Origin of the sequence: Streptomyces sp. CG4 (genome assembly GCF_041080655.1) — a bacterium.
Taxonomy (GTDB): Bacteria; Actinomycetota; Actinomycetes; order Streptomycetales; family Streptomycetaceae; genus Streptomyces.
On the sequence record NZ_CP163525.1, the window covers coordinates 2,240,309 to 2,254,385 of the forward strand.

The 14,077-nt window shown below is 72.1% G+C and carries 12 protein-coding genes; 4 read left to right on the plus strand and 8 right to left on the minus strand.

Features of this window, described 5'->3' with window-relative positions; genetic code table 11:
- Positions 1-37: 37 nt before the first annotated feature.
- Together AB5L52_RS10270 and AB5L52_RS10275 are read right to left on the minus strand one after the other, a co-directional pair.
- Positions 38-1,159: a winged helix DNA-binding domain-containing protein gene (locus AB5L52_RS10270; protein ID WP_369363500.1), complete on the minus strand. Its 1,122-nt coding sequence runs from the start codon at positions 1,157-1,159 to the stop codon at positions 38-40.
- Between the two features lie 76 nt (positions 1,160-1,235).
- Positions 1,236-1,883 (minus strand): phosphoribosyltransferase, encoded by a 648-nt coding sequence (locus AB5L52_RS10275; protein WP_369363501.1) that lies wholly within the window; start codon positions 1,881-1,883, stop codon positions 1,236-1,238.
- A gap of 176 nt (positions 1,884-2,059) precedes the next feature.
- On the opposite strand from AB5L52_RS10275, the gene AB5L52_RS10280 reads away from it, so the two are divergent.
- The gene (locus AB5L52_RS10280) at positions 2,060-2,827 is read left to right on the plus strand and encodes a polysaccharide deacetylase family protein (RefSeq protein WP_369368848.1); all 768 of its coding nucleotides are present in this window, start codon (positions 2,060-2,062) and stop codon (positions 2,825-2,827) included.
- Positions 2,828-2,885: 58 nt separating this feature from the next.
- Positions 2,886-3,326, plus strand: coding sequence for an SRPBCC family protein (locus AB5L52_RS10285; protein WP_351031223.1), 441 nt, complete (start codon positions 2,886-2,888; stop codon positions 3,324-3,326).
- 90 nt (positions 3,327-3,416) lie between these two features.
- Here AB5L52_RS10285 and AB5L52_RS10290 read toward each other — a convergent pair whose 3' ends face one another.
- The 5 genes from AB5L52_RS10290 to AB5L52_RS10310 all read right to left on the minus strand — a co-directional run bounded on the left by AB5L52_RS10290 (position 3,417) and on the right by AB5L52_RS10310 (position 10,155).
- Positions 3,417-4,568: an XdhC family protein gene (locus AB5L52_RS10290; protein ID WP_369363503.1), complete on the minus strand. Its 1,152-nt coding sequence runs from the start codon at positions 4,566-4,568 to the stop codon at positions 3,417-3,419.
- Positions 4,569-4,615: 47 nt separating this feature from the next.
- Complete coding sequence (locus tag AB5L52_RS10295) at positions 4,616-6,082, minus strand: NCS2 family permease (RefSeq protein ID WP_369363505.1); 1,467 nt, start codon at positions 6,080-6,082, stop codon at positions 4,616-4,618.
- A gap of 212 nt (positions 6,083-6,294) precedes the next feature.
- The gene (locus AB5L52_RS10300; RefSeq protein ID WP_369363507.1) at positions 6,295-8,679 is read right to left on the minus strand and encodes a xanthine dehydrogenase family protein molybdopterin-binding subunit; all 2,385 of its coding nucleotides are present in this window, start codon (positions 8,677-8,679) and stop codon (positions 6,295-6,297) included.
- A 1-nt stretch (position 8,680) separates the two neighbouring features.
- The gene (locus AB5L52_RS10305; RefSeq protein ID WP_351031215.1) at positions 8,681-9,262 is read right to left on the minus strand and encodes a (2Fe-2S)-binding protein; all 582 of its coding nucleotides are present in this window, start codon (positions 9,260-9,262) and stop codon (positions 8,681-8,683) included.
- Positions 9,262-10,155, minus strand: coding sequence for a xanthine dehydrogenase family protein subunit M (locus tag AB5L52_RS10310; RefSeq protein WP_351031213.1), 894 nt, complete (start codon positions 10,153-10,155; stop codon positions 9,262-9,264). The genes AB5L52_RS10305 and AB5L52_RS10310 overlap by 1 nt, the downstream gene beginning before the upstream one ends.
- A 341-nt stretch (positions 10,156-10,496) precedes the next feature.
- On the opposite strand from AB5L52_RS10310, the gene AB5L52_RS10315 reads away from it, so the two are divergent.
- Positions 10,497-12,170 (plus strand): PucR family transcriptional regulator ligand-binding domain-containing protein, encoded by a 1,674-nt coding sequence (locus tag AB5L52_RS10315; protein WP_351031211.1) that lies wholly within the window; start codon positions 10,497-10,499, stop codon positions 12,168-12,170.
- Between the two features lie 166 nt (positions 12,171-12,336).
- Positions 12,337-13,104 (plus strand): hypothetical protein, encoded by a 768-nt coding sequence (locus AB5L52_RS10320; protein WP_369363510.1) that lies wholly within the window; start codon positions 12,337-12,339, stop codon positions 13,102-13,104.
- A 138-nt stretch (positions 13,105-13,242) separates the two neighbouring features.
- Here the strand turns inward: AB5L52_RS10320 and AB5L52_RS10325 are convergent, their stop codons facing one another.
- Positions 13,243-14,043, minus strand: coding sequence for a GntR family transcriptional regulator (locus tag AB5L52_RS10325; protein ID WP_369363511.1), 801 nt, complete (start codon positions 14,041-14,043; stop codon positions 13,243-13,245).
- Between the last annotated feature and the right edge of the window lie 34 nt (positions 14,044-14,077).

Here is a 14,077-nt window from a genome sequence, read left to right on the forward strand (position 1 = left end):
CCCGACTGTAGAGGGCCGGGGTGTCGCGGCGTGCGGCTCACTGCGGCACGACCGTCCCGAACCGGATGTCGTACGACACGTCCGGGTACAGCACACGGAGCATCCGCTCCCCCTCCGCGGTGACCTCCTCACGCTGCGCCCGGGTCAGCGGGGCGAAGGGCTCGATGACGAGGGCGTCGGTGTCCGGCTTCCACAGGCCGGCCAGGAAGCCGTCGACGAGGAGGGTGCGGAAGGCCTGGTTGCCGCGCCAGTTGCGGCCCTGGTGGGCGGGCGGTACCACGCGGCCGCGGTCGGCGTGGGACAGCAGCAGATTGTCGAACTCGGGCAGGAAGCGCGGCGGGGCCGGCGTGTCCGGGTCGGGCCGTGGCGCGTCGGGGAGGTCGAACAGCTCGGTGCCGTTCGGATCCCGGAAGGTCAGCAGCCGCGGGCGGAGCCGGTCGAAGGCGGCCCGGAGGCGGGTGAGTCCGGCCCAGGCCTGCATGTCCTGGACGGACGCCGGGCCGAAGGCGGCGAGATAGCGCAGGACCACGGCCTCGACCGCGGGGGCCTCGCCGGCCGGGCGGCCGAGCCAGTGCTCGGCGGTGGTCAGGGCGACCTGGCCGCTGCGGCCCCACAGCCCGCGCGGGGTGACCTGGACCAGCGGCAGCGTGCAGCGGGCGGCGACGGCGAGGGCCCGCGGGTCGGCGTCCGGCCAGTGGGCGCCCAGTGCCTGCCGCAGCTGAGCCATGGTCCGCGGCTCGGCCTCGACCAGCTCGCGGGCGAGAACGGCCAGCCGGTCCAGGTCGACACCGGCCAGGCCCTTGCGGAAGGCGGCCAGCTCGCGGACCCGGGCCGGCTGGACGAGGGGGCGCAGGGTGAGGCAGTCGTCGGCGGTGTGGGTGTGCAGGGTGGAGCGCAGGGTGACGATCCGGGCGACCTCGCGGCCGGCCATCAACGCGGACAGCCGCTCCGGCGCGAAGCCGTCGAGACGGGCGGCGAGGGCGTGGTAGGGCGGTGCGACGTTCTGTGCCTGCAGCCCCAGCAGATGCGCCACGGCGTCCAGCGGGGACAGCGCCGAGCGGCGCAGCAACAGCTGCCGCTCCAGGGTGGCGCGGTTGAGGGCACGCGCCTCCAGGACGGGCGCCGCGGTCGCACTGCCCTTCACACTGCTCTTCGTCATGGCCCGCACGCTAGCGGGGATTGCGGACACCTACTGTCCGCAATCCCACCCGACCCCGCACGGCGGTGTCCCGGCTTCAAGCCCGGTGCAACTGCAGCGCAGCCAGGACTTCGTCGTCCGTGAGCTGCTCGAAATCCTCGTACCACTGCCCCACCGCGCTGAATCCGACCGGCCGATACGGACACACGATCATGTCGGCCTCGTCGGCGAGCAGATCCAGGGAATCCGGGGCACCGACAGGGACGGCCAGGACCAGGCGCGCCGGGCCGCGCCGCCGCACGTGGCGCAGCGCCGCGCGAGCGGTCGCCCCGGTGGCGAGCCCGTCGTCCACGACGATCACCGTACGGCCCGCCGGATCCGGCGCGGGCCGGTCACCGCGATAGCGCTGCTCGCGCCGCCGCAACTCCCGCCGCTCGCGTTCGACCGCCGGGGCCATGGATTCCTCGGTCAGGCCGAGCAGGCCGAGGGAGTGGGCGTCGAAGAGGGGCGGATCGTCCGCGACGAGCGCGCCGACGGCGAACTCCTGGTGGTGCGGGGCACCGATCTTGCGGACGACGAGTACGTCGAGCGGGGCGCCCAGAGCGCGGGCGACCGGCTCGGCGACGGCGATGCCGCCGCGCGGCAGCGCGAGCACGAGGGGATCGACGAGGACGCCCTGGTCCCGCAGGTCGCTCAGCAGTCCGGCGAGTTCCCGCCCGGCTTCGGCACGGTCCCGGAAGCGCATGGCTGGTCCCTCCTCCGCGGAGAGCCTCTCCTTCCATGGTGCGCCCGGTCGGACGTTATCGGAACGATCGAACGCCAGGTCTATACACTGAGCGTATAGTGACCTATATGTCTCACCCCACCGACACGATCCCGGCACCGCGGCACCCCGCCAGGAAGACGCACGCCACCAGCAAGATGTGCAAATCCGCCCAAAGGTTCCGCCCGGCCGCGTTCGCCTCGGCCGCCCTCGGTGTGGCGCTCACCCTGTCCGGCTGCGCCCAGGTCGACACGACCGCACCGAGCACCGTGCGGGCCGGGGCGGCCCAGGGGACGTCGGCGAAGTTCGGGACCGTCGACTGCCGCAAGGCCAAGTGCATCGCGCTCACCTTCGACGCGGGGCCCAGCGAGAACTCGCCCCGGCTGCTCGACATCCTCAAGGACAAGAAGGTCCCGGCCACCTTCTTCCTGCTGGGCAAGAACCACATCGAGAAGTACCCGCAGCTGGTCAAGCGGATGGCGGCCGAGGGCCACGAGGTGGCGAGCCACACCTGGGACCACAAGATCCTCACGAAGATCCCGGAAGCCGAGGTACGCGACGAGCTGAAGCGGCCGAACGACGCGATCAAACGGCTGACCGGGCACCAGCCCACGCTGATGCGCCCGCCGCAGGGCCGTACGGACTCCCATGTGCACAAGATCGCCAAGGAGCTGGGCCTGGCCGAGGTGCTGTGGAGCGTGACCGCCAAGGACTACACGACGAACGACTCGGCACTCATCAAGAAGCGCGTCCTCGCGCAGTCGTCCCGGGACGGGATCATCCTGCTGCACGACATCTACGCCGGCACCGTGCCCGCCGTGCCCGGCATCATCGACGCGCTGAAGGAGCGCGGCTACGCCTTCGTGACGGTGCCTCAGCTGCTGGCGCCCGGCAAGGCGGCACCGGGCAAGGTGTACCGGCCCTGACGCCCGTCACCGGGAGCGAGTGAGAGGGGACCCGGCTCGCATTGCCTACGATCGTGCCGTGCCGATCTTCTCCTTCGAACGCACCGCCCCGCTCCCCCTCGACGAGGCCTGGCGCCGGCTCACCCACTGGCCCCACCACGCCGACGCGGTTCCGCTGACCCGGATCGAGGTGCTCACACCCGCTCCGACGCGGGTGGGCACGCGGTTCGTCGCCCGCTCGGGCCTCGGCCCGCTCACCGTCGACGATCTGATGGAGGTCACCGTCTGGCGCCCGCCCATGGACGGCGAGCCCGCCCTGTGCCGCCTGGAGAAACGCGGCCGAGTGGTCCTCGGCTGGGCGGAGATCGAGGTACGTCCGGGGCCCGGCGGCCGGAGCCGGGTGGTGTGGCGGGAGGAGCTACGGGTGCGTTTCCTGCCCCGCGCCTTCGACGGCGTACTGGAGCGCGCGGCACGTGTGATGTTCGGCCGGGCGGCGAACCGGCTGCTCAGACGGGAATGAGCCTGCGCGTCTCCAGGGGGCGCCGACCAGTCACAACGGGCCCGCACACGAGCGACGGCGCATCACGGCACTTCGCGCGGAGCGCCCCGCTCAGGCCACCGAGCCGATCCGCGTCGCCGGGCGTGTCACCGTGTCGTGGTGGATCGGGGTGTGCGCGCCGGTGAGTGCGGTTCCGCTGCCGCCACGCCGGTTCGCGACGATCTCCGCGCCGATGGACAGGGCCGTCTCCTCCGGCGTACGGGCGCCGAGGTCGAGGCCGATCGGGGAGCGCAGCCGGGCCAGTTCCAGCTCGGTGACGCCGACGTCGCGCAGCCGCTGGTTGCGGTCGAGGTGGGTGCGGCGGGAGCCCATCGCGCCGACGTAGGCGACCGGCAGCCGCAGGGCCACCTGCAGCAGCGGCACGTCGAACTTGGCGTCGTGGGTGAGGACGCAGAGGACGCTGCGGCCGTCGGTCTCGGTGCGCTCCAGGTACTTGTGCGGCCACTCGACGACGATCTCGTCGGCGTCGGGGAAGCGGGTGCGGGTGGCGAACACCGGGCGGGCGTCGCAGACCGTGACGTGGTAGCCGAGGAACTTGCCGACGCGGACCAGCGCGGAGGCGAAGTCGATAGCCCCGAAGACGATCATCCGGGGCGGGGGGACCGAGGACTCCACCAGGACCGTGAGCGGGGCGCCGCAGCGCGAGCCCTGTTCGCCGATCTCCAGGGTGCCGGTGCGGCCCGCGTCCAGGAAGGCGCCGGCCTCGGCGGCGACGGTGCGGTCCAGTTCGGGATGGGCGCCGAAACCGCCGTCGTGGGAACCGTCGGGGCGGACGAGGAGGGCCCGGCCCCGCAGCTCGGCCGGCCCCTCCACGATCCGCGCGACCGCCGCCGCCTCCCCACGGGCGGCGGCGGCCAGCGCGGCCGCGACCACCGGCCGGGCGGGACCGTCCGCCCGGACCGGTGTGACGAGGATGTCGATGATGCCGCCACAGGTCAGGCCGACGGCGAAGGCGTCCTCGTCGCTGTACCCGAAGCGCTCCAGGACGGTCTCGCCGTCCTCCAACGCCTGCCGGCACAGCTCGTACACGGCGCCCTCCACGCATCCGCCGGAGACCGAACCGATGGCCGTGCCCTCGCTGTCGACGGCGAGCGCGGCACCCGGTTGCCGGGGCGCGCTCCCGCCGACGGCCACCACCGTGGCGACGGCGAAGTCGCGTCCCTGCTCGACCCACCGGTGCAACTCGTCGGCGATGTCCAGCATGTTCGGCCTCCTGATCGGGTCAAGGGGATGCGTGGAGGGTCCGGGCGTCAGTGCACGCCCAGGGCCGCCCGGATCGGATTCAGTGAGAAGTAGATGACGAAGAGGACCGTCAGACCCCACATGAAGGGGCCGATCTCCCGCCACTTGCCCTGGGCGAGCTTGATGGCGACGTACGAGATCACACCGGCGGCGACACCGGGGGTGATCGAGTACGTGAACGGCATGATCACGACGGTCAGGAAGACCGGGATGGCGACGGAGCGGTCGCCCCAGTCCACATGACGGGCGTTCATCATCATCATCGCGCCGATGGTGACGAGGGCGGCCGAGGCCACCTCGCGCGGCACGATCGCCGTGATCGGCGTGAAGAAGAGGCAGAGGGCGAAGAACCCGCCGGTGACGACCGAGGCCAGTCCGGTACGGGCGCCCTCGCCGACGCCGGTCGCGGACTCGACGAACACGGTCTGCCCGGAGCCGCCCACGGCGCCGCCGAGGGCGCCGCCGGCACCGTCGATGAACAGCGCCTTGGACAGGCCCGGCATCCGGCCCTGGGAGTCGGCGAGGTTGGCCTCGGTGCCGATGCCGATGATGGTGGCCATGGCGTCGAAGAAGCCGGCGAGCACGAGCGTGAAGACGATGAAGGTGACCGTCATGTAGCCCACGTTGCCCAGGCCGCTGAAGGACACCTTGCCGATGAGCGAGAAGTCCGGCATCGACACGGCGCTGCCGTGCAGTGCGGGGCCCGAGCCGTTGGCCCAGGCCTTGTCGTCGACGAGGCCGGCCGCGTTGACGACGACCGCGAGCACGGTACCGGTGGCGATGCCGATGAGGATGGCACCCGGAACGTTCCGCGCCTGCAGCGCGAAGATGAGCAGCAGCGTCACGGCGAAGAGCAGGACGGGCCAGCCGGCGAGCTCGCCTCCGTTGCCCAGCGTGACCGGGGTGGCCGTACCGGCGTGCACGAATCCGGCCTTGACCAGACCGATGAACGCGATGAAGAGACCGATGCCGATCGTGATGCCGTGCTTGAGCGGCAGCGGTATCGCGTTCATGATCATCTCGCGGAGGCCCGTGACCACCAGGAGCATGATCACGACACCGTAGGCGACGCACATCGCCAGGCCCTGGGCCCACGTCAGGTCCTTGGTTCCCATGACCAGACCGGCCAGCACGCCGGAGACGGAGAGTCCGGCGGCCATGGCGAGCGGCACCTTGCCGATCCAGCCCATGAGGAGGGTGGTGAACGCCGCGCCGAGCGCGGTGGCCGTGATGAGGGCCTTCTGGCTCAGCGAGTCGCCGGACTTGTCCGCGCCACTGAGGATCACCGGGTTGAGCAGGAGGATGTACGCCATCGCCATGAAGGTGGTGACGCCACCGCGGACCTCGGTCGCGACGGTGGATCCTCTTTCGGAAATGTGGAAGTACCGGTCGAGCCACGACCTACCGGCCGGCGGACGCGAACCCGCGCCCGCGTCTTCGGCGGTGTTCGTGGGCTCCACTGACTGCTGGGTCATGGTGCCATCTCCCAAGGTTCACAGGGGCACCCGTGCAACCGCCCTGACGGTCACGGGATTTGGGGAATGGACGACCCGGGGGACGGCCCGAGACGAACGAATTTCCTGGTGCTTCAAGGACCGCGAGCGGTGCGGAACTCAAAGAGGGTTCCTCCGGGCGGCGCGGCGGAGTGTGTGACGTTCCCGGCGCCGCCCGGAGAGCTGTGGGGTTGTTACGCGGTCCCCGTGAGGTGCTCGGGCCGTACCGGAGTGCGGTTGAGCTCCAGCCCGGTCGCGTTCCGGATCGCCGCGAGGACGGCCGGAGTCGACGACAGGGTCGGGGCCTCGCCGATGCCGCGCAGCCCGTACGGGGCGTGGTCGTCGGCGAGTTCGAGCACGTCGACCGGGATGGTCGGCGTGTCGAGGATCGTGGGGATCAGGTAGTCCGTGAAGGAGGGGTTCCTGACCTTGGCGGTCTTCGGATCGACGATGATCTCCTCCATCACCGCCACGCCCAGGCCCTGGGTCGTACCGCCCTGGATCTGGCCGATGACGGAGAGCGGATTGAGCGCCTTGCCGACGTCCTGGGCGCAGGCCAGCTCGATGACCTTGACCAGGCCGAGTTCGGTGTCGACCTCGACGACCGCGCGGTGCGCGGCGAAGGAGTACTGGACGTGGCCGTTGCCCTGGCCGGTGACCAGGTCGAAGGCCTCGGTCGGCCGGTGCCGCCACTCCGCCTCGATCTCCACGGCCTCGTCGTCCAGGACGTCGACCAGATCGCCGAGGACCTCGCCGCCGTCGGTGACGACCTTGCCGCCCTCCAGCAGGAGTTCGGCGGTGGCCCAGGCCGGGTGGTAGCTGCCGAACTTGCGGCGGCCGATCTCCAGGACCTTCTCGCGGACGAGTTCGCAGGTGTGCTTCACGGCGCCGCCGGTGACGTACGTCTGCCGGGAGGCCGAGGTCGAGCCCGCCGAGCCGACCTGGGTGTCGGCCGGGTGGATGGTGACCTGGGTGACGCCGAGTTCGGTGCGGGCGATCTGCGCGTGCACGGTGACACCGCCCTGGCCGACCTCCGCCATCGCGGTGTGCACGGTCGCGACCGGCTCGCCGCCGATGACCTCCATGCGCACCTTGGCGGTGGAGTAGTCGTCGAAGCCCTCGGAGAAGCCGACGTTCTTGATGCCGACCGCGTAGCCGACACCGCGTACGACGCCTTCGCCGTGCGTGGTGTTGGACAGACCGCCGGGCAGCTGCCGTACGTCGGCGCCCTCGCTGGACTCCCACTGGCGCTCGGGCGGCAGCGGCATCGCCTTGATGCGGCGCAGCAGTTCGGCGACCGGGGCCGGGGAGTCGACCGGCTGCCCGGTCGGCATGATGGTCCCCTGCTCCATGGCGTTGAGCTGCCGGAACTCCACCGGGTCCATGCCCAGTTCCTTCGCCAGCTTGTCCATCTGTGCCTCGTAGGCGAAGCACGCCTGGACCGCGCCGAAGCCGCGCATGGCGCCGCAGGGGGGGTTGTTGGTGTAGAGGGCGATGGCCTCGATGTCGACGTCGTCGACGACGTACGGGCCGACCGACAGGGAGGAGGCGTTTCCCACGACCGCCGGGGAGGCGGAGGCGTAGGCGCCGCCGTCCAGGACGATCTTGCACTTCAGGTGCGTGAGCTTGCCGTCCTTGGTGGCGCCGTGCTCGTAGTAGAGCTTCGCCGGGTGCCGGTGGACGTGTCCGAAGAAGGACTCGAACCGGTTGTAGACGATCTTGACGGGCTTGCCGGTGCGCAGGGCGAGCAGGCAGGCGTGGATCTGCATCGACAGGTCCTCGCGGCCGCCGAACGCGCCGCCGACGCCGGCCAGCGTCATCCGCACCTTGTCCTCGGGCAGGCCGAGGACGGGCGCGATCTGGCGCAGGTCGGAGTGGAGCCACTGGGTGGCGACGTAGAGGTGGACGCCGCCGTCCTCCTCCGGCACGGCGAGGCCGGACTCGGGGCCGAGGAAGGCCTGGTCCTGCATGCCGAAGGTGTACTCGCCCCGCACGATCACATCGGCACGCTTGGCGGCCTCGTCCGCGTTGCCGCGGACGATCGGCTGGCGGTGCACGATGTTCGGGTGCGGGACGTGCCCGCAGTGGTGGTCGTCGCGGTTCTCGTGGACGAGGACCGCGTCCGGCGCGGTCGCGGAGGCCTCGTCGGTGATGACGGGCAGTTCCTTGTAGTCGACCTTGATCTTGGCTGCGGCTCGGCGGGCCGTCTCCGGGTGGTCGGCGGCGACGATCGCGACCGGCTCGCCGTGGTGGCGTACCTTGCCGTGCGCGAGAACCGGGGTGTCCTGGATCTCCAGGCCGTAGTTCTTCACGGAGGTGGGCAGGTCGTCGTAGGTCAGGACCGCGTAGACGCCGGGCGTGGCCAGGGCCGCGCTGGTGTCGATCGAGACGATCTCGGCGTGTGCGACGGTGGAGCGCAGGATCTGGCCCCACAGCATGTCCTCGTGCCACATGTCGGACGAGTACGCGAACTCGCCCGTGACCTTGAGGGTGCCGTCCGGGCGGAGCGTCGACTCGCCGATGCCGCCCTTGGTCTGCGAGCCCTGCGTGATCTTCGTAGGAGCGCCGTTGGTCGGCATGTCAGACTCCCTCGGACTGGCGGGCGGCCGCCAGGCGGACCGCGTCCATGATCTTCTCGTAGCCCGTGCAGCGGCACAGGTTGCCCGACAGCGCCTCGCGGATGTCCGCGTCGGACGGGTTCGGGTTGCGCTCCAGGAGTTCGTCGGAGGCGACGAGCAGACCCGGGGTGCAGAAGCCGCACTGGACGGCACCGGCGTCGATGAACGCCTGCTGGATCGGGGAGAGTTCGGCACCCTCGCCGGTCTGCGAGTCGGTCCCCTTGGCCCGCCACTGCTGGGCGTCCTGCAGGGTCGTGCCGCAGGCGCCGGTCGCGCAGCCGCTCTCGGTGCGCTGCTTGGCGAAGTCGGCGAGGCCCTCGACGGTCACGACGTCACGGCCCTCGACCTGGCCGGCCGCGACCAGGCAGGAACAGACCGGCACGCCGTCCAGGCGCACGGTGCAGGAACCGCACTCGCCCTGCTCGCAGGCGTTCTTGGAGCCGGGCAGGCCCATGCGCTCACGCAGGACGTAGAGCAGGGACTCGCCCTCCCAGACGTCGTCGGCTTCCTGCGGGCGTCCGTTGACGGTGAAGTTGACGCGCATTACGCAGCTCCCTCAGTGGTGCGGCGGGTGCCGCGGTACGACTCCCAGGTCCAGGTGAGCGTCCGGCGGGCCATCACGCCGACCGCGTGGCGGCGGTAGCTCGCGGTGCCCCGGACGTCGTCGATCGGGTTGCAGGCGCCGGAGCACAGCTCCGCGAACTGCTTGGCGACCGACGGGGTGATGATCTTTCCGTTGTCCCAGAAGCCGCCCTCTTCGAGCGCCGCGTTCAGGAACTCCTCGGCCGCCTTGGCGCGCACCGGGGTCGGGGCGGCGGAGCCGATGCCGGTCCGGACGGTGCGGGTCTCGGGGTGCAGCGCGAGGCCGAAGGCGCACACGGCGATGACCATGGCGTTGCGGGTGCCGACCTTCGAGTACTGCTGCGGTCCGTCCGCCTTCTTGACGTGGACGGCGCGGATCAGCTCGTCGGGCTGGAGCGCGTTGCGCTTGACGCCCGTGTAGAACGCGTCGATCGGGATCAGCCGGGTGCCGCGGGCCGCGGACTCCACCTCGACCTCGGCGCCGGCGGCGAGGAGGGCGGGGTGGGCGTCACCGGCGGGCGAGGCCGTGCCGAGGTTGCCGCCGACGCCGCCGCGGTTGCGGATCTGCGGGGAGGCGACCGTGTGCGAGGCGAGCGCGAGGCCCGGCAGCTCGGCACGGAGATTCTCCATGATCCTGGTGTACGGGACGGAAGCACCCAGCCGGACGCTCTCCTCGCCGACCTCCCACTCGTAGAGGTCGCCGATGCGGTTGAGGTCGAGCAGGTACTCGGGCCGGCGGTGGTCGAAGTTGATCTCGACCATCACATCGGTGCCACCCGCAATCGGCACAGCGGTGGGGTGCTCGGCCTTAGCGGCGAGCGCCTCCTCCCAGCTGGCGGGGCGAAGGAAGTCCATGACCGGCTCTCTTCTTCGTCTCGTGGGTCATACAGATTGAGCCAATCCGTGTGCGGCGGGCCCGGCTCGTTCATGTCCTGTTAACGCGGAGTGGACTCAGTACACCGCCCGCTGCTCCTGGGTGGTCAGTCACCGAAACCATGAAGGAGTTGGCTGGCCACGGCGGGCATCTTGTAGATTCGTATGAACGGAGGTCATCGGTAACCTCTCCTTTTTCCTGGGGAAACGCAGGAAACAGCGCGGAGACCCCGGAGAACGCCCTGTACGGCCCTGTGCCGGGCCCTCTCCCGTCCCCTCCATGATCCATCGTAGGTTTCGAGACAAAGAACGGCGGCGACGAGATGCGGCTGCGCGCACTTCTGGACACCGACGCGCTGGGCCTGCGGCTGCTCGGCGGCGAGGACGAACTGGACCGGTCGGTGCGCGGGGTCATGACGACCGACCTGCGCGACCCGAGCCGCTACCTCTCCGGGGGCGAGCTGGTGCTGACCGGCCTGGCCTGGCGCCGGGACGCCGACGACTCCGAGTCGTTCGTCCGGATCCTGGTGCAGGCCGGGGTCGCGGCGCTCGCGGCCGGTGAGGCGGAGCTGGGCGATGTGCCGGACGACCTGGTACTCGCCTGCGCCCGGCACCGGCTGCCGCTGTTCGCGGTGCACGAGTCGGTGGCCTTCGCGACGATCACCGAGCATGTCGTACGGCAGGTCTCCAGCGAGCGGGCCGGCGACCTGGCGGCCGTGGTGGACCGGCACCGGCGGATGATGACCTCGGGCCCGGCGGGCGGCGGCCCGGACGTGGTCCTGGACCTGCTCGGCACCGACCTGGACCTGCGCGCCTGGGTGCTCGCGCCGACCGGCCGGCTGATCGCCGGCTCCAAGGAGACGGGACCGGAGCTGCCCCCGGAGGCCTGCGCCAAGCTCGCCGCCGAGCACCTGGCGGCCACCCGCACCGGCCGACGCGGCCCGCACCGGGTCCTGCTGGCCGGTACGACGTACTCGCTGTTCCCGATCCGCTCCTCCGGCCGCTCCCCGCAGGGCGCCCGCGATGTGCGCGAGACGGTGCTGTCGGACTGGCTGCTGGCCGTCGAGGCGGACGCCGGGGACTGGCCCGAGGAGCGGCTCGACCTGCTGCAGGGCGTCACCCAGCTGATCTCGGTCGAGCGGGACCGCCGGGAGGCGGCGCGCACGGTACGGCGCCGGCTCGCCCAGGAGGTGCTGGAGCTGGTCCAGACGGGTGCCGCGCCCGCCGAGATCGCGGCCCGGCTCAGGGTGGCCGCGCCGGTGCTGCTGCCCGGGCTCGGCGCGGCCCCGCACTGGCAGGTCGTGGTGGCCCGGGTGGAGTGGGAGGACAGCGAGGTCGAGGGCGGCCCGGTCGCCCAGTCGCTGCTGGAGGAGGTGCTGGTCGACCCGCTGGCGACCGGCCCGGAGCCGTCCGACCGGATCGCGGTCGCACACACCGGCGACGAGGCGATCGCCCTGGTCCCGCTGCCGGCGGTCTCCTCCGAGCACGACGGCTCGGAGACGGGACTTCTTGCCGATTCCCTCCTGCAGTCGGTGCGGCAGACGCTGTCGGCGGGCCTGAACGACGACGGGCGGCTCACCCTCGGCGTCAGCGCCGCCGTGCACTCGGCGGAGGGCCTGCGCGGCGCCCTGGAGGAGGCCCGGCACGCCCGCCGGGTGGCGGCCGCCCGCCCGGGCCGGGTGTGCGCGGCGGGGCACCAGGAGCTGGCCTCGCACGTCCTGCTGCTGCCCTTCGTCCCCGACGACGTCCGCCGCGCCTTCACCGCGCGCCTGCTGGACCCGCTGACGGACTACGACCGCCGGCACCGGGCCGAACTGATCCCGACCCTGGAGGCGTTCCTGGACTGCGACGGCTCCTGGACCCGCTGCGCCACCCGGCTCCACCTGCACGTCAACACGCTGCGCTACCGGGTGGGCCGGATCGAGCAGTTGACGGGACGGGACCTGTCCCGGCTGGAGGACAAGCTGGACTTCTTCCTCGCGCTGCGCATGAGCTGAGGTCAGCGGGGGCGCGCGGGGCCGAACCCGGTCACGCCCGCACCCCACGACTTTGTGAAATCTTTCACCCACCCTCTTGGCCCCGCCCGGCGAATGGTGCTGGAATGCCGCCACCACTCAACAGCTCGATGGCGTGCTCGGGGAGGGCAACGTGGCGCATACCGCCATGTCTGGTAACGGAACGACCCCTGGTGACGATCCGCTCCAGACCGCGGTATGGCGGCTGCGCTCGCGGGCCTGCTGGACGGACGCGGCGGCCCTGCTGCCGCCGGACGCCCCCGCGACGGCCCTGCAGCGGGCCGCGCTGCTGGTCGAACGGTGCCTGTACACCGAACGGGGCTGGGAGGACGCGGAGGACGCCCTGCGGACGGCGGAGGCGCTCGCGCACAGCGACGAGGAGCGGGGCGCCGCCGCGTGCGAGCGGGGTCAACTCGCCTACACGGCAACGCTGCACGGGGTGCGGGACCGCGCGGACGAGGCGCGGGCGGCTCTCGGCCGGGCGGCGGCACTGGTCCCTCCGGGGGCTCCGGGCCGGGCCCTGCTGGACTTCCGCCGGGGCCTGATCGCCGAGAACCTGACCCGCTCTCCGCAGGCGGCGCGGGCGGCCTACCGCCGGGCCCACGCGGGAGCCACGGCGCACGCCGACCCGCTGTTGCTGTCCTTCACCTGGCGCCACCTCGCCGGACTCGCCCTGCAGGACGGGGAGTTGACGGAGGCCCGGCACGGCTTCACCGAATCCCTGCGCATCCGGGAGGAGTTGGGCTATCTGGTGGGCACGGCGCCGGCACTGGCCTCCCTGGCCGACGCGGAATCCGAGCCGGAGGCCTCGCGGCTACGGGAGGAGGCTCGACGGTTGTTCCGGCTGCTCGGGGGTGTTCCGACGTGGCTGGCACGGCAGTTGACTCCACCGGCGCCGGGGGTGGCTACGGCGTAGGGGCGGGTGGGTGCCGTGTCATTGCCGGGTGCGGGCTGGTGGGGGCCGGTGCGGGCCGCCGGTGAGGGCTGATGGGGGCTGATCGCGCAGTTCCCCGCGCCCCTGGGGGGCTGTAGTCGCCGCACTCGCATGCGCGCCTCAGCCGGTCCCGGCGAAGTGCCCCGTCACCAACCCCCGCACCATATCCACGTCCCCGGCGATGAGCGCGTCCAGGAGGGTCAGGTGTTCCGCCGCGTCCGCGATCAGGTACGCGTGGCCGCGGCGGACCGGGGGCCACTGGGAACGTCGGTGGAGGTCGGACGCGATACCGACCAGCTGCTCGTTGCCCGACAGGGCGAGCAGGGCGCGGTGGAAGGCCCGGTCGGACTCCGCGTACGTCGCCGGACAGCCGTCGGCCGCCGCGCGCACCGTCTCCTCCGCCAGCGGCCGCAGCTCGGCCCACCGCTCCCCCGGCACCGTCCGGGCGAGCCGCAGCATCACCGGGACCTCGATGAGCGCGCGCACCTCCGCCAGCTCGGCCAGCTCCCGCGCCCCCCGCTCGACCACCCGGAAGCCCCGGTTGGGCACGACCTCGACCGCACCCTCCAGGGCGAGCTGCTGCATGGCCTCCCGCACGGGCGTCGCCGAGACGCCGAACCGTTCGCCGAGCACCGGCGCCGAGTAGACCTCGCCCGGCGCCAGCTCCCCGGTCACCAGCGCGGTGCGCAGCGCGTCAAGGATCTGCCCGCGCACCGAGGAGCGCTGCACCGCCGGCCGCGGCTCCGGAATCGGCCGCTCACCGTGCGTGTGCTCGCCCCGCGCGGCCGGCACGGTGGTGCCCCGCTCACGGCAGCCGTCGAGGGCGTCCACGGGGCGCACCTGCGCGGGCACCCGGGTACCACCGGGCATGTGGCACTCCGACGTCCCCGCCTCGGCGGAGCCCTGCGCGCTCTGCTTCACGGGTCCTCCTGGCGGCTTGTCGGCACTTGGGTCA